This window comes from Pseudomonas sp. FEMGT703P, from assembly GCF_002786345.1.
Taxonomy (GTDB): domain Bacteria; phylum Pseudomonadota; class Gammaproteobacteria; order Pseudomonadales; family Pseudomonadaceae; genus Aquipseudomonas; species Aquipseudomonas peli.
Genome location: NZ_PGCM01000010.1, coordinates 665,893 through 689,795, shown reverse-complemented (window position 1 = coordinate 689,795; position 23,903 = coordinate 665,893). Strand labels below are relative to the sequence as shown.

The 23,903-nt window shown below is 56.1% G+C and carries 22 protein-coding genes and 1 pseudogene; 16 read left to right on the top strand and 7 right to left on the bottom strand.

Annotation, left to right across the window (positions count from 1 at the left end; genetic code table 11):
• Positions 1–348: 348 nt before the first annotated feature.
• From CUR33_RS16770 to ytfE, 5 genes are all read right to left on the bottom strand, one after another.
• Positions 349–618: a hypothetical protein gene (locus CUR33_RS16770; RefSeq protein ID WP_289240337.1), complete on the bottom strand. Its 270-nt coding sequence runs from the start codon at positions 616–618 to the stop codon at positions 349–351.
• A 143-nt stretch (positions 619–761) separates the two neighbouring features.
• Positions 762–1,397, bottom strand: coding sequence for a hypothetical protein (locus CUR33_RS16765; protein WP_289240336.1), 636 nt, complete (start codon positions 1,395–1,397; stop codon positions 762–764).
• Between the two features lie 607 nt (positions 1,398–2,004).
• Positions 2,005–2,958 carry a tyrosine-type recombinase/integrase gene (locus CUR33_RS16760; RefSeq protein WP_289240335.1) on the bottom strand — a complete coding sequence of 318 codons (954 nt, stop codon included), beginning with the start codon at positions 2,956–2,958 and terminating at the stop codon, positions 2,005–2,007.
• A gap of 1,525 nt (positions 2,959–4,483) precedes the next feature.
• Positions 4,484–5,167 (bottom strand): Crp/Fnr family transcriptional regulator, encoded by a 684-nt coding sequence (locus tag CUR33_RS16750; RefSeq protein ID WP_090254001.1) that lies wholly within the window; start codon positions 5,165–5,167, stop codon positions 4,484–4,486.
• A 198-nt stretch (positions 5,168–5,365) separates the two neighbouring features.
• Positions 5,366–6,052 carry an iron-sulfur cluster repair protein YtfE gene (ytfE, locus tag CUR33_RS16745; RefSeq protein WP_090253999.1) on the bottom strand — a complete coding sequence of 229 codons (687 nt, stop codon included), beginning with the start codon at positions 6,050–6,052 and terminating at the stop codon, positions 5,366–5,368.
• A 153-nt stretch (positions 6,053–6,205) separates the two neighbouring features.
• Here ytfE and norR point away from each other — a divergent pair, with 153 nt between their 5' ends.
• The 4 genes from norR to CUR33_RS16725 all read left to right on the top strand — a co-directional run bounded on the left by norR (position 6,206) and on the right by CUR33_RS16725 (position 10,392).
• On the top strand, positions 6,206–7,735 hold the full coding sequence (norR, locus tag CUR33_RS16740; RefSeq protein WP_090254141.1) for a nitric oxide reductase transcriptional regulator NorR: 1,530 nt from the start codon (positions 6,206–6,208) through the stop codon (positions 7,733–7,735).
• 87 nt (positions 7,736–7,822) lie between these two features.
• Positions 7,823–9,157 (top strand): coproporphyrinogen III oxidase, encoded by a 1,335-nt coding sequence (locus CUR33_RS16735; protein ID WP_289240334.1) that lies wholly within the window; start codon positions 7,823–7,825, stop codon positions 9,155–9,157.
• 392 nt (positions 9,158–9,549) lie between these two features.
• Positions 9,550–9,903, top strand: coding sequence for a hypothetical protein (locus CUR33_RS16730; protein WP_090253995.1), 354 nt, complete (start codon positions 9,550–9,552; stop codon positions 9,901–9,903).
• A gap of 48 nt (positions 9,904–9,951) precedes the next feature.
• Positions 9,952–10,392, top strand: coding sequence for a CopD family copper resistance protein (locus tag CUR33_RS16725; protein ID WP_090253993.1), 441 nt, complete (start codon positions 9,952–9,954; stop codon positions 10,390–10,392).
• Between the two features lie 40 nt (positions 10,393–10,432).
• Here CUR33_RS16725 and CUR33_RS16720 read toward each other — a convergent pair whose 3' ends face one another.
• Positions 10,433–10,768 (bottom strand): hypothetical protein, encoded by a 336-nt coding sequence (locus CUR33_RS16720; protein ID WP_186343924.1) that lies wholly within the window; start codon positions 10,766–10,768, stop codon positions 10,433–10,435.
• Positions 10,769–11,025: 257 nt separating this feature from the next.
• Here CUR33_RS16720 and CUR33_RS16715 point away from each other — a divergent pair, with 257 nt between their 5' ends.
• The 12 genes and pseudogenes from CUR33_RS16715 (at position 11,026) to CUR33_RS20815 (ending at position 23,305) form a co-directional block, all read left to right on the top strand.
• A complete protein-coding gene (locus tag CUR33_RS16715) occupies positions 11,026–12,273 on the top strand; it encodes an acyl-CoA dehydrogenase family protein (RefSeq protein WP_289240333.1) in 1,248 nt (415 codons plus the stop codon).
• 350 nt (positions 12,274–12,623) lie between these two features.
• On the top strand, positions 12,624–14,813 hold the full coding sequence (gene nosR / locus CUR33_RS16710) for a transcriptional regulator NosR (protein ID WP_090253989.1): 2,190 nt from the start codon (positions 12,624–12,626) through the stop codon (positions 14,811–14,813).
• A gap of 66 nt (positions 14,814–14,879) precedes the next feature.
• On the top strand, positions 14,880–16,799 hold the full coding sequence (gene nosZ / locus CUR33_RS16705) for a TAT-dependent nitrous-oxide reductase (RefSeq protein ID WP_090253987.1): 1,920 nt from the start codon (positions 14,880–14,882) through the stop codon (positions 16,797–16,799).
• Positions 16,800–17,051: 252 nt separating this feature from the next.
• Entirely contained in the window at positions 17,052–18,338 is a 1,287-nt protein-coding gene (locus tag CUR33_RS16700; protein WP_420875472.1) for a nitrous oxide reductase family maturation protein NosD, read from the top strand.
• Positions 18,335–19,261, top strand: coding sequence for an ABC transporter ATP-binding protein (locus tag CUR33_RS16695; RefSeq protein WP_090253983.1), 927 nt, complete (start codon positions 18,335–18,337; stop codon positions 19,259–19,261). Before CUR33_RS16700 ends, CUR33_RS16695 begins: the two co-directional genes overlap by 4 nt.
• On the top strand, positions 19,258–20,088 hold the full coding sequence (locus CUR33_RS16690; RefSeq protein WP_090253981.1) for an ABC transporter permease: 831 nt from the start codon (positions 19,258–19,260) through the stop codon (positions 20,086–20,088). The genes CUR33_RS16695 and CUR33_RS16690 overlap by 4 nt, the downstream gene beginning before the upstream one ends.
• Positions 20,089–20,195: 107 nt before the next feature.
• Entirely contained in the window at positions 20,196–20,735 is a 540-nt protein-coding gene (locus CUR33_RS16685) for a nitrous oxide reductase accessory protein NosL (protein WP_090253979.1), read from the top strand.
• Positions 20,736–20,768: 33 nt separating this feature from the next.
• Positions 20,769–20,948 (top strand): twin-arginine translocase TatA/TatE family subunit, encoded by a 180-nt coding sequence (gene tatA / locus CUR33_RS16680; RefSeq protein WP_090253977.1) that lies wholly within the window; start codon positions 20,769–20,771, stop codon positions 20,946–20,948.
• Positions 20,949–21,262: 314 nt separating this feature from the next.
• Positions 21,263–22,006, top strand: coding sequence for an SDR family NAD(P)-dependent oxidoreductase (locus CUR33_RS16675; RefSeq protein ID WP_090253975.1), 744 nt, complete (start codon positions 21,263–21,265; stop codon positions 22,004–22,006).
• Positions 22,007–22,200: 194 nt separating this feature from the next.
• Positions 22,201–22,587, top strand: a complete 387-nt coding sequence (locus tag CUR33_RS20825; RefSeq protein WP_448703173.1) for a hypothetical protein — start codon at positions 22,201–22,203, stop codon at positions 22,585–22,587.
• Positions 22,580–22,837 (top strand): annotated as a pseudogene (locus tag CUR33_RS20820) (methyl-accepting chemotaxis protein); the annotation flags it as partial. The gene CUR33_RS20825 and the pseudogene CUR33_RS20820, both read left to right, overlap by 8 nt.
• A 48-nt stretch (positions 22,838–22,885) precedes the next feature.
• Positions 22,886–23,305, top strand: a complete 420-nt coding sequence (locus CUR33_RS20815; protein WP_414628383.1) for a CZB domain-containing protein — start codon at positions 22,886–22,888, stop codon at positions 23,303–23,305.
• A 214-nt stretch (positions 23,306–23,519) separates the two neighbouring features.
• Here CUR33_RS20815 and CUR33_RS16665 read toward each other — a convergent pair whose 3' ends face one another.
• The gene (locus CUR33_RS16665; RefSeq protein WP_090253972.1) at positions 23,520–23,834 is read right to left on the bottom strand and encodes a c-type cytochrome; all 315 of its coding nucleotides are present in this window, start codon (positions 23,832–23,834) and stop codon (positions 23,520–23,522) included.
• Between the last annotated feature and the right edge of the window lie 69 nt (positions 23,835–23,903).

The window sequence follows — 23,903 nt, the reverse complement described above, 5'->3', positions numbered from 1 at the left end:
AGGAATGCGGCTCATTTTAGCCTCGCTTCGTTCGATATAGGATAGTGTTGCACTGGTTGCATGAGTGGATTCGGCGTTGGTCATTGCGCGCCTCAAGTCCGTATTGCCAGATGCGGGATGACCTGCAGTTCCAGCATTGAATACGTCCGAATTTGGTCTGCTTGGCGTACTCATCAATAGTGGGTAATTGCAGCCAGTCTTGATGTTTGCGTTTCCTAAGGTCGTCTCTAAGCCAATCGGCTACCAAGGCGCAAACTACTATGAATATGATGAATGCTGAAATTACATACATAGGGTTTACTCTATTGTTTTTGGTGTTTTATAAAATTCAAATTTATCGCTTTGTATTTAATCTTCCTCTTCCTCTTCAGCCCACCTTTGGTGAATACGCCGGCTAGCTGCTACTTGTGCAGGTAACAGCGGTAAGAAGCCGTTATTCGTCGGGATGTGAGGGGCTGTCAGCCATGCAAGGAAAAGATATTTTCCCGGGTTTATCAGGAATTGTGAGAGCGTAATGCCGAGCCTTTGCTGTATGTGAGCATCGATGTAAACCGATGACCAAGCATTCAGGTGAACCTGTTGGTCAGAGGTGAAAGTGATCTGTTCTTCGAGTGACATGGGAATGGCTCCGTTTGGGTTACGGTTCCAGTTTCCCCATTATTTTGAATATGCAAGCAGCCTGGGAATACACTCGCAGGCTTGGCCATTTCGATGCAAACTTGCCAATTTGCAGTGCCACAGACCGTCGTGACAGTTAGCGTTTACGGCTCAACGAAAAGTAGCTTTTGTCCCTGGTTTAGGATTGACCTAGCGGAAACCCCTTGCAGGCCAGGGTTATAGATGTAGAACCAGGATGGCAACGCCTTGGACATCTCAGTAATCAATCGGATGTCTTCTGCATTTGCAGGTGTTCCCCAGGCATCTAGGAAAATAGGGCCATAAGCCTTACCGTTTTCCGGGATAAATGAAGGGACGGGCGCCAGGCTTGGGGAATGGTCAGCAATCAGATCGAATAGTTGGGCATAGGTCTGTACCAAACCACCTTCACCGAATGGTTGGCCGAGCACATGCCTAACCTTGGTCGAAAGTAACTTTTCCCGGCCATGCTCATCCTTGCCGTAAACATCCGCGCGCGCCTCTATATAGGCCTGTGAAGCAACAGCCACAGCTTTCCTAGGAGTGGATGCCAGGCTTTCAGGCACCCATGCGGCGATTTGTATTCGCGCGGCAGGGCTCCCCGGAGTTAATCCACTCAACAGCAGCATTGTTGGATCTCCGGATGCAATCAGCTGTGCAGCGCCGCTTACTGAGTGATCAAGATTGCGACCGCTAGGCCCAGTCACTTCAAAGGTTTCTTCATGCTCGGTGCGTGACATGTCATAGGCAGGAATGCTCATCGCATCCGCTATTTGCAATGCCACTGATGGTGTATCGGTTCGAGGGAGCAGGCCGCAACCACTCAGGACGGTTATGAAAACGGCAGTTAGGATAGTTCGGGACATGGCGTACCTAGGCTGACCAAATATTAATGAAGGTAGAGAGAAGTGACTTTCAAGCGCGCATCATTGGCCACAGAACGGTGCTGGTGAGCAGGCACCCACATGTCCATGTCGCTAGCGGTAGCCTCAGCAACTTCATGGATTCGTGGAGCGGGATTAGTAGTCGTCTGTGCTTATAGCCTTTGAAGAGAAACACAGCCCAGGCCAGCGGAGCCGATTGAAAAGACAGGAGCAAGGCGAGTCGCCAGAAGGCTAATTCAATCAATTGAGGTGCTGACGTGGATGGGGGATATTCCAAGTAGCCCAGACGAATTGTCATTGCGGATACCACGATCACAATCGACTGGCTGCTATAGAGCAGATGTCTCCAAAGCGCTGCGCGAACTTCTTCTGATGTTCTGTACATGATTGATGGCCTCAAGAAATAGGGCCTTCAGGTGAGCATGACTTCTCGGATATGCAACCCGCTCAAGAGTGCTGGTTTTGGTGCCATGACCAGATGTTTTCAGAGTTCGTACTGAATTTTAAATGAGGGTGAGTCGCTCGCGCGGTTTTGGCGGCGATCATACAGTCGGGTGGTACTGATGCTCGCGTGTCCAAGCCAGTGCTGGACTTGAGCAATATCAGCGTTGTTTTCTAACGCATTGGTAGCCGCAGTCACGCGCAGGCCGTGTACGCCTAATCCAGCCACATCGATTCCGGCCTGCAGCGCGTAGTGGCATACAAGCTTATAGATGCCATCAGCGCTCAGGCTCCTGCCAGCTTTGCTACCCCGAAGGCTGGTGAACATAAAGTTGTTTTTGTCTCTCTCGACGCAAGCACCTCCCAGGTACTGATTGATGCTGTTCTCTGCATCGCCATGAAGAGGGATGTAACGCAATCGACCACCTTTGCCGTGGATTCGTAGATGCAGCAAACCATCCCGCTTCTGCAGGTCGCACACGCGTAGAGAAGCAACTTCTTGGCGCCGCAGGCCGTGATAAAGCAGTACCGCCAAGATGGCCCTGTCTCGTAAGCCTTTTGCTGACTGCAGGTTGGGGGCGTCGAGAAGTAACTTTGCTTGGGCGCGGCTCAAAGCAGGAGTCTTGCCCTCGTAGTATTCAGTACGTGGACGTTTAATCCCGTGGACAGGGTTGCGTGTGTAGCGCGGATCTCGTTCGATCAGGTAGTCGAATAAGCATGCCAAAGCTGCAAGTTTTCGCCTGCGTGTAGCTGCGCTTAAACATTCCTCTTCTAGTGCGGCGCGCCACATCAGTACATGCCCGCGAGATATTTCAAGTAGGTCCTCGACTGAGCGCGCTCCGACTAAAACAAAGAAGTCTTGGATATCGGAACGATAGGCGCGCCGTGTCTGCTGGTTGTCGAGGTTAGCGAGCCATTCTGAAACCAAACAAACGGAGGAGGGCGCTTCAATCATCTTCTTATGATTGTTGGCCCAAAGTCGCTTTTCTGACTGCATAACCGGTCATGCCCTTTTCGCTAAAGTGACTTTTCCGCGGGTCAAATCGATAACGGCAACAGCTCTTGATAACGTGTTTTTTCGAGAGTTTTGCGCTGACGCGCTGTAAGCAGGCGCGGGGTGCCATCAACTCTCATCACAGGTGACCACAGTGTTTGAACTATGCAAGAGAGGGGGCGGCGGCGTTGCGACCAAGTTGCGAGTTCAGACGAATGAGCAGGGAAGGTCGCGTGGAGTAAGGTCAATGAAAATGTCGGTATTGCTCAGAAATATCTCAGGGACTTTTTCGGGAAAGCGTTGAAAATCGTTAGATTGCGTGGGCACCGAATGCAGCGAGCGCCCTAGTTGGTGCTCGATTAATCAGTCGTTTAAAACGCGTTAGCCTCTAACTGTCGAGTGCTCGAATCACTCCGTCCCGACCATATAATTCAAGCATTAGAACCCGGTTAATGACGGCCAGGCTTTTTTGTGTCAGGAACTTTTGTGGGAATTATCATGTTAGAACTTCTTCCTCGGTCATCCCCAAGTCCGAAAGGCAGGGACTGTTTCAATTGTCAGTTTTCGATGCTCTTGGGTGCGCGCGCAAAAAATTTTCTTAGAATTGTCCTGTGTTTAATACTTAAGTAGAAAGTAAAATATTTAACTATGGAAGCGGACTGGTGTTCCGTCTCTGTCAAAAGCTATGTAGTTAGATAGATCACCACCATTTTCTACAGTGGTTTGCATGATTTGTAGTGGTTGTGTTGCGTCATCAGAGCTGGGCATTATTCCATTGCGTCCAGAGAGGCAGGCCACCAGTACAATGTGCCACGCTTGTTTCATATTTCCAGCTTCTGATACTAAATCAACAAAAGTTCCAAGTTCTTCCAGGGTTTTATCAACGCACATTACTGGTTGTAATTGACCTCCTTGCCCAGAATGAAAGCGAACTGCTTCTTCGGTCTCATGATCTTCAGGTAAAGATGCTCTTAAGAAAACAAAGAGTAATCGCTGTGGCTCTGATTGGCTTTTTGCGGCTAATAATAGAGATTCATAGTCTGTGATGTTGATTTTATGTTCTCCTTCAATTATCTAAAGTGTAGTGTCTGATCTGCTCGATATTTACCGATTTGATCGGTTGGGGTGTTTATGGTCAAGTCCTGATTTGCGGTAGAGTCAGATGCAGATAGTATTGTTATTGCGCGTCAGTATTCCCATGTGTTGCCTAGAGTAACTGTAATCAGTGTTGCGTTGAGCTAAAAATAGCTGCTGTGCAAATAAAGCCAATATCCTGCCCGCTTCCTTCGTCTTTTCCTATATCCCCAAAGGGGTAGTTAAAGTCGGTTCAGAACAATGTTCGTGGTAGCCATACGGCCATTGTTAAGCAAAATATCGTTAACGCAGCACAGAACCAGACAAAACGACGCTCGCGTTGCTGTTTATCGCGTTGGTTATGGGCTGGCAAAAGCATGCCGCATTTTTGGCAGTCAGTGGCTTTTTCTGGGTTTTCACGCTGGCAATAAAGGCAGTTAGGCATGGGTGGACCTCACTCGAACTGTTCCAGCCGAAAACGATTGAGGATGTTGATCTGGCGACCGTTCTGACTGATGACTTGCTCGTCAGTCAGGCGACGAATCACCCGCGAAAAGGTTTCAGGTTGGATTGATAGATGGCCGGCTATCAACTGTTTAGCCATCGGTAGATTGAAACTGCTGATGTTCTCATTGCATTGGTTAAGCTGGTTTAGCAGGTAGCGCACAACGCGATGGGTGGAGTTTTTCAGGGACAAGGTTTCGATTTCATTCAGGCGCTGCTGCATTCGCCCGGAGAGCCGACTAATCAGTGCGAAAGCTAATCGGCTATTGCTTTGCAGCAAGTGCAGATAAACGCTGCTGGGCAGGCGATAAAGCTGCGTAGGCTCAAGTGCTTCGGCGCAGGCACTGTAATTTGCTGAGTCCGTCAGTAGCATGGCTTCGGCCACGGTCTGGCGCGCGCTGAGGACGTCAAAGACTTTTTCTTGGCCATCGGCGGCTAAACGGAAAACCTTCACCGAGCCGCTGATGACGAAATAAAACGAAGTAGCCGGATCGCCTTGGCGAAATAGAGGCGAGCCTTTATCAATATTGAGCAGGTGGCTACTGCTCATGAGCTCTTCCATTTGTTCTTCGTTCAAGGGCTCGAAGAGGTGATGGCTGCGAAGTATCTGTTGATGTACGCGGTGCAACGCCATGACGGGTATCCTGATCCGAGGGTATGGTCGAGTCAGGAAAACGCTGCTCGATCCGGGTGTGGCTTTGTATGGGTTAAATGACCAGTTCCATTGCAAGGCTTGTGGCGCCAGCGAGGGTTGAGGCCACTAGCAAGAACCAGATCATCGGCTGTAGTGCTCGGCCCAGCGCGCTATTGCCCGCTTGCTTGTTTGCGTCGCTCATACAGTCGGCCTAGGCGTGGGGTTGAGGGCGTTAATAAACAGCACGTTGTTCTCCAGATGGATGTGCTGCATTAGGTCGCGAACAAATTCGTCGAGCCCTCGATACAAGGCACGCCAGGTGTTGCAGGCATCTTCCGGTGGAGTGATCTGCCGCGTGAGTTCGAGCAATCTCTGTAATGCTTCGCTGTGATGCTCATGCTCCATACGCATTACCGAAATGGGCGCTGCAGTCTTTGGCCCGAGACCGTCGAGCAAGGCAGGGAACAGTATTTGCTCCTCCTTGAGCATGTGGCTTTCGAGTTCCTGCAGCAGGTAACGAAGCAAGTCGGTGAGGCCGGCAGGGCAGTCATTGCGGTCGCCGTGTACCTGCTCCACGCGTTGCGCCAGGCGGATCAGCTCCGGCAATTGCTCGCGATGGCGCGCGTGATAGCGCGTAAGAATGTGGCCGATCAACTCTGCTTCCGGCGCCACGCGCCAGTCCACTTCGTCGCTGTTGAGCGATTCCAGCGCCTGTAGTTCGGCCAAAATGGCGTCGACGTCGATGCCACGTTGCGCGACCGCCTCGCTCAAACTCAGATGGCCGGCGCAACAGAAGTCGAGTTTATGTACATGAAAAATGCGCGTGGCACCGGGTATCTCGCCGGCGATGTTGCCGAGCGATTGCTGCAGTAGGGTGTGATTCATGGCAGCTTCCTTGATTGCTAAAAGGGTTTGCTGTCATCCGTTGCAGTTCGTGTGCCAAATATAAGTTATTGAAAAACAAGTAAATATTTTTATGAATGGTTTTATATACCCTTGCTTGATAGGGTTGTAAAAACCATTTGGGTAGATATGACCATGCTGTACGAGACACTGCTTGCTGACTTGCTCGTTGATTTGCCGAATGCCGTACGCCTGCAGCGTCTAGTGAGTACCTTACGTGAGCGCTTTCACTGCGGCGCAGTGGGCCTGCTGCGACTGGATGGCGACAGTCTGCGCCCGGTGGCGGCTGAAGGGTTGGTGCATGAGGCCCTTGGGCGGCGCTTTGTAATTGCCCAGCACCCGCGCCTGGCGGCGATCATGGCGAGTCGCGAGCCGACCTGGTTCGAGCCTGACAGTCGCCTGCCGGACCCTTATGACGGCTTACTCGACAATCACGTAGGTGAACCTCTGCCGGTTCATGACTGCATGGGCATGAGCCTGTATGTCGAGGGGCAGTTGTGGGGGGCGCTAACCTTGGACGCGCTGCACCCTGGCACCTTTGACAGCGAGACTCGGCGAGACCTGGCGCGCTACAGTCTGTTGATCGAAGCGGCAGTGCGGGTTACCCGTTTGGAGCAAGAGTCCCGCAGCTTGCGCCTGTCACGCAGTGAGGTGCACACCCCGCAGCAACTGATCGGCGAAGGCGAAATCATCGGTCAGAGCGCGGCCATCCGGAATTTATTGGCCGAGCTTGAAGTCGTGGCCGTTTCTGAACTGCCAGTCTTGCTACTGGGTGAAACTGGGGTAGGCAAAGAGCTGTTCGCGCGGCGTTTGCATGCACTGTCCAAGCGCTGCAATAAGCCGTTGATTCAAGTTAACTGCGCCGCCCTGCCTGAGTCGTTGGCCGAAAGTGAGCTATTTGGCCACGTCAAAGGCGCCTTCTCCGGGGCCGCCGCTGATCGCCCTGGACGCTTCGATGCGGCGAATGGCGGCACCCTACTGCTGGATGAGGTAGGTGAACTGCCACTTAGCGTGCAGGCCAAACTGCTGCGAGTGTTGCAGAACGGTGAGATCCAGCGGCTGGGAGCAGATAAGCCGCTGCATGTAGATGTGCGCATCATCGCGGCGACCAATCGAAACCTACCAGACAGTATCCGCGATGGACACTTTCGCGCCGACTTGTACCACCGGCTTTCGGTTTACCCTGTGCTGATTCCACCACTGCGTGATCGTGAGCAGGACGTGTTGATGCTCGCCGGTCATTTTCTCGAACTCAACCGCGCCCGCCTTGGACTACGAAGCATGCGCTTATCACCTGCTGCGGAGCGTGCCATGCTCACCTATGGGTGGCCGGGCAATGTGCGCGAACTTGAACATGTGATCAGTCGAGCGGCGGTCAAGCTGCTCAGTCGCGGTGCCAGTCGCATGGAAATCCTTACGCTGGAGCCAGACCTGCTTGATCTGGATAGCACGGCTGAACAGTCAGTAAGCTTTGTCCCAATGCCGCCGCAGGGGGCGCAGGATGTTCGCGTACAGGCGCTGCGTGAAAGTGTCGAGAACTGCCAGAGGCAGAGTATTCAGCAGGCGCTGGACACCTTTGCGGGCAACTGGGCCAGTGCTGCGAGGGCACTAGAACTAGACCCAAGTAACTTGCACAAGCTGGCGCGGCGCCTGGGTTTGAAATAGCTCATGCGCTTGCGCTTGACTCAGGTCAAGTACCCGTTGCGGGGTTCGCCGTGACACTGCAGGCTGTTTAAGCGCCGGGAGCGCGTTATGCCTGCAGATATCCAGTCGAGCCGCCAGTTGATCAAGCGCTACGGGCATGCCGCGGCTACCTGTAGCGACTACCCACCGATCGGCCCGCTCCAGCAGGGTGTTGCAGCGATTGATCTGCTCCGTGCATTGCGCAGTGGCCAGCGGCCGTTGCATTTGGCTGTTAGCTTGCTGCCCATGCAGAGCGCGTTTAATGAGCGCTATCTTGCTTGCCTAGGACGGGAAGTCGAACTGCTCGGGTGCCACATTGGCGCTAAGCAATCGGTTCAACGGCTCCATTTAAGCCGTGGCGCCGTGAGTGCCGAGCAGCTGCAGCGCTTGCTTACATTGGTGCGCAAGCGTTTTGCTGTTCACTCCTCGGCATTCGGCGATGACAGCGTCGAGATAGATCCGGCGCAGACCGATTGGGCCCGCATGGGCTTGCTCCGCGAGCTGGGTTTCAATCATGTCAGTATTGGTGTGGCAGACGCCTGTTCGCCGGCCGCAGGGGTGGTTGTGGATTTTCGTGACTCGCGCAAAACTCGCTGGCTGATCGAGGCGGCGCGCACCCTGCAGTTCACCTCAGTGAATATTGATCTCGGCTACGGTCGAGCCTGGCAGAGTCTAAACAGCTTTAGGAACAAACTGGCGGCAATTATCGAACTGCAGCCTGGGCGGATCTTGCTTTTTGATTACGCTTATCCGCCTCAGCGCTATCGGTCCAGCCAGCGCCGCAGTGCGCGCGATTTCGCCGCAGCACCCGACAAACAAGCCATGTATCAACACGCGCTCGAGAAACTCGACGCGGCCGGTTATTGCTATATCGGCTTGGGGCAATTCGCATTAAAGGATGACCCATTGGTTGGGGCCCGCGAGAGCGGGGGCTTGCAGCTCAATTGGCTGGGCTATAGCTGCGAAGCCAGTGCCGACCTGCTTGGTATTGGGGTGGGTGGCATCAGTCATATTGGCACGCTGCAGTTGCAGAATCGGCGTGATTTGGCCAGTTATCAGATGCAGCTGGCGAACGATCAGTTGGCCACTTTTCATGGCCGCCATAGCTCTGCGCAAGAGCAATTGCAGAGTGCGCTGAGTGAGGCTCTGCTGTGTGATTTGCAGGTCGATTTGCAAGCCTTGGAGGCGAGCTTTGGCGAGCTATCGCGCGACTATATGAGCGCATGTCGACCGGCGTTGGAGCAGATGGCGGCAGATGGCTTGCTGCAACTGACGCCCCAGGCTCTGAGTATTCTGCCGGCTGGGCGTCTGTTGGTTGGTGCGGTGTGCAAGGTGCTGGAGCAAGGCCGAACTGAGCCCGCCGCGACGCAGCGGCGGTTTGGCACACTCTCGGCGATGCCTTGAGCGGCGCGACCCGCTGCATGCCTGAGCTTTTATAAGAAGGCATAACAGTTCGGTCTGAGCCTGTATTGCTGATACGTCTGCTAGACCCTCTGGATCGGCGCCCTGAGATTGCTGCTTGATAAGTCGAAACTGCTCACCTGGTCCCAGCTCTCTGAAACCATATTCGGCTTGCTGCCAACGCAGTGCCGCGGACTGGCAGTCGTCGCTGCGGTTATGTTCTGTGCTTACTATTAAGTGATGGTAAAAATCACCACTCGGGGGTCTTTACTACCATGCTCTATTTGGTAATTTATACCGTTATTAGTTTTATAGTATTGATTTTTAAGGATAATTTATTGGCATGATTTGTGATGGTACTGAGTGAGACTCATAACCTAAGCAAGGAAAATGTCATGCGTAAAATCATCACTTTGTGCGCCGTTGCAGCTCTGTTGAACAGCCCACTGGGACAAGCCGACCAGATAATCTCGGCGCAAAGCGATACGCGGGTCGGCGGCGGTTTTAGCGGCTTAACGGGCTTCATGCTCGGCGGTGCGGCGGGTGGCCCGGTGGGCGCGTTGATTGGGGGTGGCCTCGGTTACCTGGCTGGAAGCCAGGCCCAAGAAACGATGGGAATGGAACAAACGCTTTATGTGCTTAGGGATGAAAATGGCAACACTCGCAGCATTCGTTCTTCTGATGCGCGCTTTGTCGAAGGACAGCAGGTGACTCTGCAGGGCTCGCATATCACAGCATCAGCGCCATAGTTGGCAGGCTGCCTGAGTGCCGTTAGTGGATAAACAGGAGAGTGTTCTGTGTGGTATGCGCTGTTTCATACGTTACATCTGCTAGCGGCCATCGCGTTTGTCGGCGTGGTGTTTTTTCAGTTAGTGATTTTGGCCCGTGTCAAACATCAACTCGATTACGCAGTCCTGCCGTCGCTGGAGTATGCGCTGAGTGTGCGTACGCGGGAGGTGCTGCATTGGGTGGTGCTGCTGTTGTATGGCGCCGGCGTTGGCTTGGCCTGGCACTATCGGCAGGTGCTGAGTGCGCCGTTTTCGAGCAGTTTCGCAACCCTGTTGACACTGAAAATTGCGCTGGCACTGGCCGTGTTCATTAGCTACGGCGCCTTGGCAATGTTGCTGCGCAGCGGGCGCATGACCCCCGCGATGTATCGTAAATTGCACTGGGCTGTGCTGCTACAAATGTTGGCTATCGTGCTGTTGGCTAAGGCAATGTTTTACCTCCACTGGTAGGCCAGTGAGAATCGGCCTACCTCTCGGGGGGATAGTGATGCTAATCGCTGTGCTGCAGCCGTATCAAGGTGACCAGCACGATGGCGTCTACCTTGGTTTGCAGAGCGTGTTCCACACCTTCCGCGACGAACATCAACTGATGCTCGTGCAGGCTTTGCCAGATCCCCTCAGCCTCCACTTCGACGCAACCCTGCAGGCATTGAATGGTCAGTGGGCCGGCTACGGAATGGACGGGTATTATCTTGCCGGCCTCCAGCACCAAGCGCATGACTTCTAAACGTGGGGCGCAAATCAGTGCCTGGGAAATTTGCGTCGACGTGGTCATGGTCGGCAGTAGCTCGATAACCTCTCCTGAACCTGCGTGTTTTAGAGCCATAAGACTGATCTCCACAATAAGCTGGGTATCGACCATAACGCAGAGAGCCGACAATGTTCAAAGCGCACGGTAGTCGCACGTCGCACGTCGCTTGTACGCGTTGACGCGCTGGCGAGCGATGACTTTAGTCAATAACTGGCGCTGTTTAGGGCGCGCTGATAGGGCCTGATTCAACACTCGGAGCATCCTCGGTTTTGCTTAGATGGCAAGTTACAGTGCGGCATTCAACCAATGCTCAGCCTGCCTCGAGGTTCGCCATGAATTTTGCCTACAGCCCCCGTACAGACGCACTGCGTCAGCATCTGCAAAGCTTTGTTGAGGCGCATATCGTGCCGCGTATTGGCCAATGGCAAGCCGAGGTTGCGGCCGGTCAGTTTCCGCCCTCGTTTATGTCAGACTTGAAAGCACTGGCGCGCGCCGAAGGCTTGTGGAATCTGTTTCTGCCGGCGCTACATGCCGATGAGCCGGGCACGCCACTGAGCAATCTTGAATACGCGCCGTTGGCGGAAATCATGGGCCGTGTGTCGTGGGCCTCTGAGGTGTTTAATTGCAGCGCGCCGGACACCGGCAATATGGAGTTGCTGCATCTATTTGCGACGGACGAGCAGCGTCAACGCTGGTTACAACCCTTGCTGGAGGGGCAGATTCGTTCGGCGTTCGCCATGACCGAGCCAGACGTACCTTCCTCCGATGCCAGCAACATTCAGACGCTGATCCGCCGTGAGGGCGATGAGTATGTGATCAACGGCCGCAAGTGGTTTATTACCAATGCCGCCCACCCAGACTGCAAGCTGCTGATCGTCATGGGCAAGACCGACCCGGATGCTGACGCCCATCACCAGCAGAGCATGATTTTAGTGCCGCTCGACACGCCCGGCGTTCAACTTTTGCGCAATATCCCAGTGATGAACCATATCGCCCCGGAAGGTCATAGCGAATTGTTGCTGCGCGAAGTGCGGGTGCCGGTTAGCAATTTGCTGGGGGAGGAGGGGGCGGGCTTTATGATGGCCCAGGCGCGCCTCGGCCCCGGGCGTGTCCACCATTGCATGCGTTCCATCGGCATGGCTGAGCTCGCTCTAGAATTGATGGTCGAGCGCGCGCAGGAACGCAAGGCCTTCGGCAAATACCTGCATCAGTACGCCAATATTGGCGATTGGATCGCCGAGTCTCGTATCGAGATTGAGCAGGCGCGTTTGTTAGTGCTCAAGACCGCTTGGATGATTGATGAGGTCGGCACCAAGGCCGCGCGCAAGGAAATCGCCATGATCAAGGCGTTGGTGCCAGGCATGCACACCCGTGTGGTCGACCGCGCCATGCAGGTCTACGGTGCCATGGGTCTGACCCCGGACACGCCTTTGGCTGATATGTGGACCACCGGCCGTGCCTTACGCTTTGCCGACGGTCCTGATCAGGTTCACCTGCGCAGTATCGCCAGCATGGAGCTTAAGGCCAGCCAAGCAACCCGTGGAGCGACCGCAGCATTTTTGACCCCGTGCAGTAGCTAAACGGCTGACCATCTGACGACCGAACCACTCCAGTGGAGTCGTCCCTAAAGGACTTGGTCTGTTGGACCCGCCCAACAGGGCTTTAGCCCAGATGTAATCCGGAGGCTATGGCCCCGGAAAACTGTTTCCGGATCGTATCCAGGCTGCGTGTGCCAACGCACCGATGCATCGCTCGATACTTGATTATGATCAAGGGGCGGGTAGATGGACATGCCTACCATGGCGGTACGTTCTAGCCGCCTAAGGCGGATATTCCATATGCACGCTTGTCAGCTCCCGAAGAAAATATCTGTCGTTCGCCTGCCTGGACTACGGTGGTCGTCCGATCCAGCTACCAATGCCGGTCAATCATGAACAGCTTCATCTCCCTGCAAAGAGGCTGGCGCTTATGGGGGGCGGCTGTCGCAGTTTTATTCGCGTTCATATTGGCAACCACCCAGACCGTGCTAGCCAAAACTTACGGCGAAATAGAACAGCAACGCATCGACTCAATTTTCCCCGACGCCGATGAGCCATCCGAACCACAGGGCGAGTTCAAGGTGCGCACCCTGTCCAGTGGCGACAAGGTGCTCGGCTACGTGTTTCAGAGCCTGGATGTGGTCGATATCCCAGCCTATTCCGGTAAGCCAATCAATATGCAGGTGATCCTCGATACGGCCGGCGTGATTCAAGACGCCTATGTGCTTGAGCACCATGAGCCAATCCTGCTGATCGGCATTCCCGAGGCCAAGCTGCATACCTTCAACGCCAAGTACAAAGGCATCAAGGTCAATCAGCGGGTGGTGGTTGGGCGTTCCAGTGACACGAATGCCGTGACAGTCGATGCGGTTACCGGTGCCACCGTGACGGTGATGGTGGTCAATGAAGTGGTGATGCGTGCCGCCCATACGGTGGCGGTTTCGCTAGGTCTGGTCGCGGATGATGTCGGCCTGACGCGGAAGCCAGCCACGCTACGCGAGGATATTTATCAACCTGCCGACTGGATTCAACTGACGGGTAACGGAGCCATTCGCCGCCTGCACCTGACCCGTGGTCAGGTCGACGAGGCGTTCAAGGGCAGCGAAGCTGAAGGGGTCGAGGTAGCTGCGCCTGAGCAGGTCGACGACACCTTTATCGACCTTTATACCGCGCACCTGAATGCGCCGACCATCGGCCGAAATCTCCTCGGCGATAACCAGTACCGTTCGCTGATGGAATCGCTCAAGCCCGGCGAGCAGGCGATTGCCGTGCTGGGCAGCGGCAGCTACTCGTTCAAGGGTTCGGGTTACGTGCGTGGCGGCATCTTCGACCGGGTGCAGTTGCGACAGTTTGGCACCACCATCAGCTTTCACGACCGTGATTTCGAGCGTCTGAGCGATGTCTATGCCGAAGGCATGCCGGACTTCAGCGAGATGGCGATCTTTATCGTGCGCGAGCCCTATGGCTTCGATCCTGGCTCTCCCTGGACTCTTGAGCTGTTGGTAAAGAGACAGACCGGCCCCATCAGCGGCATTTTCAGCAGCTTCGAACTGGCTTATCAGATGCCCGAGGAATACCTCGAACGGCCACAACCGAGCGCCGCCGAGTTGGCGGCCATCGAGGAAGCCAACCGGCCGTTGTGGCTGAACATCTGGTACCAGAAGAGCTTTCAGATCGGTGTGATACTGGTCGCCTTGCTACTGCTTACGGTGATCCTGTTCCTCCAGGACAAATTCACCCAACGTCCGCACTTCCTCCATTGGCTGCGTCGCGGTTACCTGATCTTCACTGTGGTGTTTATCGGTTGGTACGCCCTGGGCCAGTTGTCAGTGGTCAACGTGCTGACGTTCGTGCATGCCCTGGTGCAGGACTTCCGTTGGGAGTTGTTCCTCACCGATCCGATCATTTTCATTATCTGGACCTTCACCGCCGCTAGCATCCTGCTTTGGGGCCGCGGCGTGTTCTGCGGCTGGCTGTGCCCGTTCGGCGCGTTGCAGGAGCTGATCAACGAGGCCGCTCGCAAACTGAAAATCCCTCAGTACGAGCTACCCTTCGCCCTGCATGAGCGACTGTGGGCGATCAAGTACATCATTCTGTTGCTGCTATTCGGCCTGTCCCTGGAGTCGCTGTCTAGCGCCGAGCGCTTCGCCGAAGTGGAACCGTTCAAGACCGCCATCACCCTCAAGTTCGACCGCCAATGGTGGTTCGTGCTCTACGCCGTGATTCTCCTGGTGATCAACATTTTCACCCGCAAGGTCTACTGCCGTTATGTCTGTCCCCTGGGCGCCGCGCTCGCCATTCCGAGCAAGTTCCGCCTATTCGACTGGCTCAAGCGCCGTAAGGAATGTGGCAACCCCTGCCAGCTTTGCGCCAAGGAATGCGAGATTCAGGCGATCCACCCTGACGGCCATATCAATCACAACGAGTGCCACTACTGCCTCGATTGCCAGATGACTTATCACAACGACGACAAGTGCCCGCCACTGATTCTGAAGAAAAAGAAGCGCGGCAAACAGGCACCTGTGCAGACAGATCTGCCCCCCCCGACTTTGATACCCGTAGTGCATGTGGTTGAGCCCTGAACTAGCCCGGTGAGTCTCGCGTAGTCCGGTCGACAACCGCTTTTATTTAGCCTAGGAGCAGAACCGATGAGCGATAAAGAATCGAAGAACAGCAACCCGAAAAGCGCAGCCGAGCAGCAGGAAAAACTCGGTTTGAGCCGCCGCGGTTTCCTTGGTGCCTCGGCCATAACTGGTGCGGCAGTGGCTGCGACGGCGCTGGGCGGCACAGTGATGACGCGCGAATCCTGGGCGGCTGCAGTTAGCGAGTCGAAAACCAAGATTCATGTCGGCCCGGGCGAGCTGGACGATTACTACGGATTCTGGAGCGGTGGCCACCAGGGCGAAGTGCGGGTGGTCGGTGTGCCCTCGATGCGCGAATTGATGCGCATCCCGGTGTTCAACGTCGACTCGGCCACCGGCTGGGGCCTGACCAACGAAAGCAAGCACATCATGGGTGAAAGCGCCAAGTTTCAGAACGGCGACTGCCACCACCCACATATCTCCATGACCGACGGCAAATACGACGGCAAGTACCTGTTTATCAACGACAAGGCCAACAGCCGGGTCGCGCGTATCCGTCTGGATATCATGAAGTGTGACAAGATGATCACCGTGCCCAACGTCCAGGCCATCCACGGTTTGCGTTTGCAGAAGGTGCCGTACACCAAGTACGTGTTTGCCAACGCCGAGTTCGTTATTCCGCACCCCAACGATGGCAGCACCTTCGATCTGCAGGATAAGAACAGCTACACCATGTTCAACGCTATCGACGCCGAGACCATGGAAATGGCCTTCCAGGTCATCGTCGACGGTAACCTGGACAACACCGACGCCGATTACACCGGCAAGTACGCTGCCGCCACCTGCTACAACTCGGAGAAGGCTTACGACATCGGCGGCATGATGCGCAACGAGCGCGATTGGGTGGTGGTGTTCAACATCCAGCGCATCGAAGCGGCGATCAAGGCCGGTAAGTTCACGACCCTTGGTGATTCCAAAACACCGGTGGTCGATGGCCGCGAAGGCTCGCTGCTGACCCGTTATATTCCGGTGCCGAAGAACCCGCACGGCTGCAACACTTCATCCGACGGTAAATACTTTATCGCCAACGGAAAGCTGTCGCCGACCGTGTCGATGATCGAAATCGCCAAGCTCGACGACCTGTTCGACGACAAACTTAAGGACCCGCGCGACACCATTGCCGCCGAGCCGGAACTGGGCCTGGGCCCGCTGCACACCACCTTCGACGGTCGCGGTAATGCCTATACCACGCTGTTTATCGACAGCCAGGTGGTTAAGTGGAACATGGCCGAGGCCGTGCGCGCCTACAAGGGCGAAAAGGTCAACTACATCAAGCAGAAGCTCGACGTGCACTACAACCCTGGGCACATTCACGCCTCGCTGTGCGAAACCAGCGAAGCGGACGGCAAGTGGCTGATCGCCCTGAGCAAGTTCTCCAAGGATCGTTTCCTACCAACCGGCCCGCTGCACCCGGAAAACGATCAGCTGATCGACATTTCCGGCGACGAAATGAAGCTGGTGCATGATGGCCCGACCTTCGCCGAACCGCACGACTGCACCATGGCGCGTCGTGACCAGATCAAGACCCGCAAGATCTGGGACCGTAACGACCCGTTCTTCGCTCCCACAGTCGAGCGGGCAAAAAAGGACGGGATCAACCTGGAGGCGGATAACAAGGTCATCCGTGAGGGCAATAAAGTCCGCGTGTACATGACCTCGATGGCACCCGCTTTCGGTCTGACCGAGTTCAACGTCAATCAGGGCGACGAAGTCACCGTGACCATTACCAATATCGACCAGATCGAAGACGTGTCCCACGGCTTCGTTATGGTCAACCACGGTGCGAGCATGGAAATTAGCCCGCAGCAGACTTCGTCGATCACCTTTATTGCCGACAAGCCCGGCCTGCATTGGTACTACTGCAGCTGGTTCTGCCACGCGCTGCATATGGAAATGGTCGGCCGCATGATGGTTAAGCCAGCGTAAGTATGCAGCCACACTGAGGGTCCCCACGCTCCATCGTGGGAACTCTCAATAACCCAGCCCCTCACCCTGGCCGGGTCCCTCCTTACCCTCTCCTCAGAGGAGCGAGGGGACCGATCTAGGTAACCCCTTAGCCCGGATGGAGTCCGGGAAGGCCAAAGCCCTCGGATTGCATCCGGGCTAAGGCCCCCATTTAGTTCGCGAGCCCTATGCGGTTCGCGAATCAAGGTAAGCGCAGTGCTCAGACCTCAGGCAATCTTTTCGCTTTACGCCGCTGCGCTGTCGCTGCTTATTCTCTGCGGCGCAGCCCAGGCGGCACCGCAACCCATCACCGTTTTGCCGCTGCAGGCCGAGGGTGGCCAGCGCTGGCGGTTACCCGCTGGCGAGTATCAGGGATCGTTCAGTATCGATCAGTCGATGCATATTCTTTGCGAGCCTGGTGCCGTGCTACAGGGCCAGGGGAAGGGCAACGGCCTGATCATCAGCGCGCCCGAGGTGACCGTCGAAGGCTGCACGCTGCTCGACTGGGGCCGCGATATGACTGCCATGAACGCCGCCATATTTATCCAGCCCAAGGCCAGCGGCGCACTGATCAAAAACAACCGCATGCAGGGCCCGGGCTTTGGCATCTGGGTCGATGGCACGTCGGACGTCAGCCTGATCGGCAACAGCATCCAGGGCGATGCCAGCATCCGTTCGCAGGATCGCGGCAATGGTATTCACCTGTACGGGGTGCGCGGTGCCAAGGTTATCGGTAACCAGGTGCGCGATACCCGTGACGGCATCTATATCGACACCTCCAACGGTAACCTCCTCGAAGGCAACACCCTGGAGGACCTGCGTTACGGGGTGCATTACATGTTTTCCAACGACAACCAGGTGCTCGGCAACACCACCCGCCGCACCCGTACCGGCTATGCCCTGATGCAGAGTCGCAAGCTGACGGTGACCGGCAATCGCTCAGAGCAGGACGAGAACTACGGCATTCTGATGAACTACATCACCTATTCGACTATCCGTGACAACTTCGTCAGCGATGTGCGCAGCGGCTCGACCAGCGACAGCATGATCTCCGGCGCCGAAGGTAAGGCGCTATTTATCTACAACTCGCTGTTCAACAGCATCGAGCACAACCACTTCGAACGCAGCGCCCTTGGCATTCACCTGACCGCGGGCTCCGAGGATAACCGTATCGCCGGTAACGCCTTCGTCGACAACCAGCAACAGGTCAAATATGTCGCGGTGCGTACCCAGGAATGGTCGGTGGATGGGCGCGGCAATTACTGGAGCGATTACCTCGGCTGGGACCGCAACGATGACGGTCTGGGCGATGTCGCCTACGAACCCAACGACAACGTCGACCGCCTGCTGTGGCTCTACCCACAGGTGCGTCTGCTGATGAATAGCCCAAGCATCGAACTGCTGCGCTGGGTACAACGCACTTTTCCGGTGATGAAATCCCCGGGCGTGCAGGACAGCCATCCACTGATGCAATTGCCCACGGTCGATCTGCTGAAAAACCGCCAGGAGCCAACGCCATGAATGCCGTCGAAATCAAAGGCGTCAGCCAGCAGTACGGCAGCATGACTGTGCTGCACGATCTGACCCTGAGCCTAGGTGAGGGCGAAGTGCTGGGCCTGTTCGGCCATAACGGTGCGGGTAAAACCACCACCATGAAGTTGATTCTCGGCCTGCTGCAGGCCAGCAGCGGCACGGTGCAGGTGCTTGGGCGCAACCCGAAGGATTCGCTGGTGCGCCAGCAACTCGGTTATTTGCCGGAGAACGTGACCTTCTATGCGCAACTCAGCGGCCGCGAAACCCTGCGGCACTTCGCCCGACTTAAGGGCGCGCCACTAAGCCAGGTGGACGAGTTGCTGGAACAGGTCGGCCTGGCTCCGGCCATGGAGCGTCGGGTCAAGACCTACTCCAAGGGCATGCGCCAGCGTCTCGGTCTGGCCCAGGCGTTGCTTGGCGCGCCGCGTCTACTGCTACTCGACGAACCCACGGTCGGCCTCGATCCCATCGCCACCCAGGATCTCTACCAACTGGTCGATCGTCTGCGTCAGCAGGGCACCAGCATCATTCTCTGCTCCCATGTGTTGCCGGGGGTCGAGGCGCATATCAATCGCGCAGCGATTCTCTCCCATGGTCGTTTGCAAGCGGTCGGCAGCCTGGCCAGCTTGCGCGAAGACGCCGGCTTGCCGGCGCTGATCCGCGCCAGTGGGCTGAAACAGAGTGCACAGTTGTTGCAACGCTGGCGTGCTGGCGGGCACCAAGCCCGCTCGGTCGGCATTGATGGCATCGAAGTGGTGGCGATCAATGGCCATAAGCTTGATTTGCTGCGCGAACTGCTCGGCGAAGGCGGTGCTCAGGACATCGATATCCACCAGCCGTCGTTGGAAGATCTCTACCGCCATTACATGGATCAGGCCCAGAGCACACAGGCCCGGGAAGGTGCGGTATGAGCCAGGTCTGGAATATCGCCCGCAAGGAACTAAGCGACGGCCTGCGCAATCGCTGGTTACTCGCCATCAGCCTGCTGTTCGCGGTGCTGGCGGTGGGCATTGCCTGGCTTGGCGCGGCGGCGTCCGGGCAACTGGGCTTTACTTCGATCCCGGCGACCATCGCCAGCTTGGCCAGCCTGGCGACCTTTCTGGTGCCGCTGATCGCGTTGCTGCTTGCCTACGACGCCATCGTCGGCGAGGACGAGGGCGGCACCCTGATGCTGTTGCTGACCTATCCCCTAGGTCGCGGCCAGTTACTGCTGGGCAAATTCGTCGGCCATGGTCTGATCTTGGCTCTGGCCACCCTGATCGGCTTCGGCTGTGCGGCCCTGGCCATCGCCGTGTTGGTCGAGGATATCGAACTGGGTCTGCTGGCCTGGGCGTTCGGCCGCTTTATGTTGTCCTCGACCTTGCTCGGTTGGGTGTTTCTGGCCATGGCCTATGTGCTGAGCAGCAAGGTCAGTGAAAAATCCAGCGCCGCCGGGCTGGCCCTGGGGCTGTGGTTCCTCTTCGTACTCGTGTTCGATCTCGCGCTGCTGGCGTTGCTGGTACTGAGCGAGGGTAAGTTCAACCCCGATTTGCTGCCCTGGCTATTGCTGCTCAACCCGGCCGATGTCTACCGACTGATCAACCTGTCCGGCTTCGAAGGCAATGGTAATGCCTTGGGTGTAATGGCCCTGGGTGGTGATCTACCCGTAGACGGCCAGTTGCTGTGGGTGTGCCTGTTGATGTGGGTTGGCGTGCCGTTGACTCTGGCTCATTGGGTCTTTCTGCGTCGACCGACGTGACTTTTTACGTGCATCGTAATTACGCATGGATTGCTATGGGCGCTGCATCGCGCCTGATGGGGGCGATATGTAGTTGCGAGTCTTGTTACAGATATGGAGAAAGAAAAATGAGAAATGCGTTCTTAGATACGTCTCGAACCCTGCTGGTTTTGCTGTTCGGTCTGTTTCTGGCGGCCTGTGGGGAGCCGGTAGAACAAAAACAGAATCTGGGGCCGGTGGCATTCCACAGCTCGGATGAATGCCATGTGTGCGGCATGATCATCACCGACTTTCCGGGCCCCAAGGGCGAGGCGGTGGATGGCGCTTCGGTTAAGAAGTTTTGCTCTGCTGCCGAAATGCTTGGTTGGTGGTTGCAACCGGAGAACCGTATTGGTGCAGCCAGGCTGTATGTACACGATATGGGGCGAGGCGAATGGCTCAAGCCGGACGACAGCCACTTGATTGATGCCACCAAGGCTTTTTACGTGGTCGACCTAGGCGATAGTGGGTTGAAAGGTGCTATGGGCGCGGTTATCGCCTCGTTTGGTGATCAACAAGCAGCGAAGAAGCTGGCCGCAATTCACGGCGCTCGCGTATTGCGCTTCGGCGAGATGAACCAGGACGTGCTCCAACAAGCTGCGGGAATGCAGCATATGAGTCCGCATTGAGCACGTTCCACTATTCAAAAAGAGAAAATCACCATGGGTATAAGCATTTGGCAACTCCTGATCGTTCTGCTGATTGTGATCATGCTTTTCGGCAGTAAGCGCTTACGTAATTTGGGCTCTGATATTGGCGGTGCAATCACTGGCTTTCGCAAATCGATGAGTGGTGATGATCCGCTGCAGTCGCCTGAATCGAACAAACAGCCATTGCAGTAGCCTGGTTAGGTATATGGCTGCGTACACCGACCACCTGCGAATTCCGGATGCACTCTAGTCCATCATCGACTGTCGGGAATTCGTTTTGCCTGGAGGATTGCGTTGCTTAAAAGGCCGTTATGACTGTGGACGGTCCTAGCACATCCACGAACAAAACCGAGTCAGACCCTTTGCGCACCTCTAAAGCACAAAGCTGATTGCGGTCAAGTCGCTAAAGCCCGTGCTACCTGTAAAAAGACTGTAACGGCGGTTGATGCCTTGCCGTACGGATGGGCGGCCTTGTCGTTCGGTCTTGCCAAGTATCGGAGTAGCTGATGAGAACCGAGTTTCAGGATCGTCTGGCTGTTGTAACAGGGGCCAGTTCAGGTATTGGTTTTGCTTTATGTGCTGCCTTGCTGCAATACGGCACCAGAGTGGTGGCAATGTCGCGCAGTCTTGGAGCGCTACAGAGCCTGCAGGCGAGCTATCCCGGTCTCCTGTTCTGGCAGGCGGGGGATGTCACTTCGATTAAGGATTTGACGAGCCTAGGGCAACGCGCAGCAGAACTAGGGCAAGTAGATTATTTGGTGCCCAATGCAGGTGTCGCCGAGTTGGCCGAGAGCTTCGACCTGGCAGCATTCGATAGACAGTGGGCGGTCAATGGCGCAGGGGCATTGAATACCTTGGCTGCGCTGCGCCATACGCTGGCAGCCCAAAGTTCGGTGGTGTTCATCAGTAGTTTTTTAACCCGTTCTACCTTTCCCGGCTTAGCAGCCTACATTGCCAGCAAGGCGGCACTCAGCGCTCAGGCGCGGACCCTTGCGGTTGAGTTTGCACCTATCGGTGTGCGTATCAATTTAGTCTCTCCTGGTCCCACGGCAACTGCACTCTGGGGCAGTTTGGGGCTTAACGACGAGCAATTGGGCGCGGTCGCGGACAGCGTCACTCAGCGCTTGCTGCCAGGACACTTTCTCGATGCTGCGGCGGTCGCCAGCGTGATCCTGTTCCAGTTATCGGCCGGCGCGCGCGGCGTCTATGGCCAGGACTGGGTGGTCGACAACGGGTATACATTGGGTTGAGCGGCTGGGAAAAAACGCTCACCTACTACGGCTGCCGGCAAATGTGCTCAGCGGTGTTGCAGTCCGTGAAAGCGATGCCATTGAACTCACCAAACTCCTCTGCTTTTCCTCTGGCGCGCCTTGCTGCGAATGCTTGAAGACGGCCTTGAGGTGGCGCTTGAAATTTTTACAACTCCGAGGCGAATGAGGTGGATATGTGGTTCAAATGGAAAAAAACCGCCCTCGGTTTGATTGAACAGCAGCGGCGCGCGCAGGCAGAACAGGCATCGCAGGTAGAGCGGATCGAGGCACTCAAGCAGGCGCTGGCGCAGGAGCAGGCGGCCAATGTGCAGAGCCAGCGACAGCTCGACTACTACCGCGGTGTGTCCGGCCATCTGATCCGCTTCAGCACCTCGGTAGCCCAGCTCGGCGATTCGTTCGAGTACCTTGCCGGACAATTGTCAGAAAATCAGACCACGAGCCGAGCAAGTGGCCAGCGCAGCCTTGAGCAACCAGAGGGATTTCAGCGAGCTGCAGGGCAAGGCCGCAGACATGGAACGTGGCTTGAGCGAGGCCTCGAGCAAGGTCGACACCTTGGCTGAACGTTCGCAGGAGATCAACGGCATAGTCGACTTGATCAGTGGCATCGCCAGCCAAACCAATCTACTGGCACTGAACGCGGCCATCGAAGCAGCCCGTGCTGGTGAGGCCGGCCGCGGCTTTGCGGTGGTCGCCGGGGAAGTGCGTCAACTTGCGGAAAAGACGGCTCTGGCTACTGGCGACATTGGGCGCAAGATCGCTGAGGTGCAGGCGGAAATCAGTAACGTTCATCAATACATTCAGACGCAGGGCTCTCTCGCCAAAGGCTTCAGCAACACTACCGAGCAGGCGGTGAGCGCGATGCAATCCCTTCGCCTGCTGGCCAGTAGCATGCGCCAGGGCATTGAGGCTTCAGCCTTTCGCGCCGGCATCGAGCTGGCCAACCTGGATGAGCTGTCACTCAAGGTCGTGGTCTACAACCAGGTGCTCGGTAGCAGTCGGGACGCGGCACCGCTACCGAGCGAGCGCGAATGCCGCTTCGGCCGCTGGTACTACGGCGAGGGCAACCGCGATCTGCAGAAGCTCGACTGTTTCGGACAAATCGAACGGCCACATACTGCTGTGCATGCGCAAGGTCAGGCGGCCCTCGATGCCTACCAACAGCTGGAACTGGAGGCCTCGCTCGAGCATCTCGGACGGATGGAGGAGGCTAATCTCGAGGTTATGCGCATCGTCGAGGCCGTGGTGGCGCAATTCGAGACAGGGCGTTCGCTGGCTTGAGTGCTACCGCTAGGCGGTCGCTATGACGTTGGCAACCGCAAGGCGCGGCAGGGGGAATGCGAAGCTTTGCTCAGGACCCGTCGCGCAACAAAGCATAGAGGTGTCAGCCCGATGATGATTGCTGAATTGGTTTGCCGGCAAGCTGGCGGCGGCAGTAGGGTTCAATCGAAGAAGGAAGATGCAGGACACCAGCAACCTGGCGTCCTGCGGTGGATCATTTGAGGCTCAGTACCCACTCGGCGAGGATCTTCGCTTCTTCATCGGTGACCGGGTTAGCCGGCATCGGCATCGGGCCCCAGTTGCCCTGGGTGCCGTTCTTAATGCGTCCGGCCAGCAATTCGACGGCACCTTCGGTTCCTGCGTATTTCGCTGCGACTTCTTTCAGCGCCGGGCCAACCATTTTCATGTCGATGTTGTGGCAGGCAGCACAGGGCTTGCTCTTGAACAGCGCTTCGGCGTCAGTGGCGAAGGCAGGCTGCACACTCAGCGCAGCCCCCAGAACGAGCAAGGGGAGCAGAATTTTCTTCATGGTGATTATTTCCTCAAGGCTATTGAAGAGCAGGGTATGAGCCCTGCCAATTTCGCTGCAGTTACTGTT

Coding starts and splice junctions, on each gene's coding strand:
- CUR33_RS20825 (WP_448703173.1), top strand. CDS start 22,201: ATGTGGTTCAAATGGAAAAAAACCGCCCTCGGTTTGATTGAACAGCAG.
- CUR33_RS16665 (WP_090253972.1), bottom strand. CDS start 23,834: ATGAAGAAAATTCTGCTCCCCTTGCTCGTTCTGGGGGCTGCGCTGAGT.
- ytfE (WP_090253999.1), bottom strand. CDS start 6,052: ATGAATCACACCCTACTGCAGCAATCGCTCGGCAACATCGCCGGCGAG.
- CUR33_RS16685 (WP_090253979.1), top strand. CDS start 20,196: ATGAGAAATGCGTTCTTAGATACGTCTCGAACCCTGCTGGTTTTGCTG.
- CUR33_RS16690 (WP_090253981.1), top strand. CDS start 19,258: ATGAGCCAGGTCTGGAATATCGCCCGCAAGGAACTAAGCGACGGCCTG.
- CUR33_RS16695 (WP_090253983.1), top strand. CDS start 18,335: ATGAATGCCGTCGAAATCAAAGGCGTCAGCCAGCAGTACGGCAGCATG.
- CUR33_RS16730 (WP_090253995.1), top strand. CDS start 9,550: ATGCGTAAAATCATCACTTTGTGCGCCGTTGCAGCTCTGTTGAACAGC.
- CUR33_RS16760 (WP_289240335.1), bottom strand. CDS start 2,958: ATGCAGTCAGAAAAGCGACTTTGGGCCAACAATCATAAGAAGATGATT.
- CUR33_RS16735 (WP_289240334.1), top strand. CDS start 7,823: ATGCCTGCAGATATCCAGTCGAGCCGCCAGTTGATCAAGCGCTACGGG.
- tatA (WP_090253977.1), top strand. CDS start 20,769: ATGGGTATAAGCATTTGGCAACTCCTGATCGTTCTGCTGATTGTGATC.
- CUR33_RS16675 (WP_090253975.1), top strand. CDS start 21,263: ATGAGAACCGAGTTTCAGGATCGTCTGGCTGTTGTAACAGGGGCCAGT.
- CUR33_RS20815 (WP_414628383.1), top strand. CDS start 22,886: ATGCAATCCCTTCGCCTGCTGGCCAGTAGCATGCGCCAGGGCATTGAG.
- CUR33_RS16750 (WP_090254001.1), bottom strand. CDS start 5,167: ATGGCGTTGCACCGCGTACATCAACAGATACTTCGCAGCCATCACCTC.
- CUR33_RS16770 (WP_289240337.1), bottom strand. CDS start 618: ATGTCACTCGAAGAACAGATCACTTTCACCTCTGACCAACAGGTTCAC.
- nosZ (WP_090253987.1), top strand. CDS start 14,880: ATGAGCGATAAAGAATCGAAGAACAGCAACCCGAAAAGCGCAGCCGAG.
- CUR33_RS16765 (WP_289240336.1), bottom strand. CDS start 1,397: ATGAGCATTCCTGCCTATGACATGTCACGCACCGAGCATGAAGAAACC.
- nosR (WP_090253989.1), top strand. CDS start 12,624: ATGAACAGCTTCATCTCCCTGCAAAGAGGCTGGCGCTTATGGGGGGCG.
- CUR33_RS16715 (WP_289240333.1), top strand. CDS start 11,026: ATGAATTTTGCCTACAGCCCCCGTACAGACGCACTGCGTCAGCATCTG.
- CUR33_RS16720 (WP_186343924.1), bottom strand. CDS start 10,768: ATGGCTCTAAAACACGCAGGTTCAGGAGAGGTTATCGAGCTACTGCCG.
- norR (WP_090254141.1), top strand. CDS start 6,206: ATGCTGTACGAGACACTGCTTGCTGACTTGCTCGTTGATTTGCCGAAT.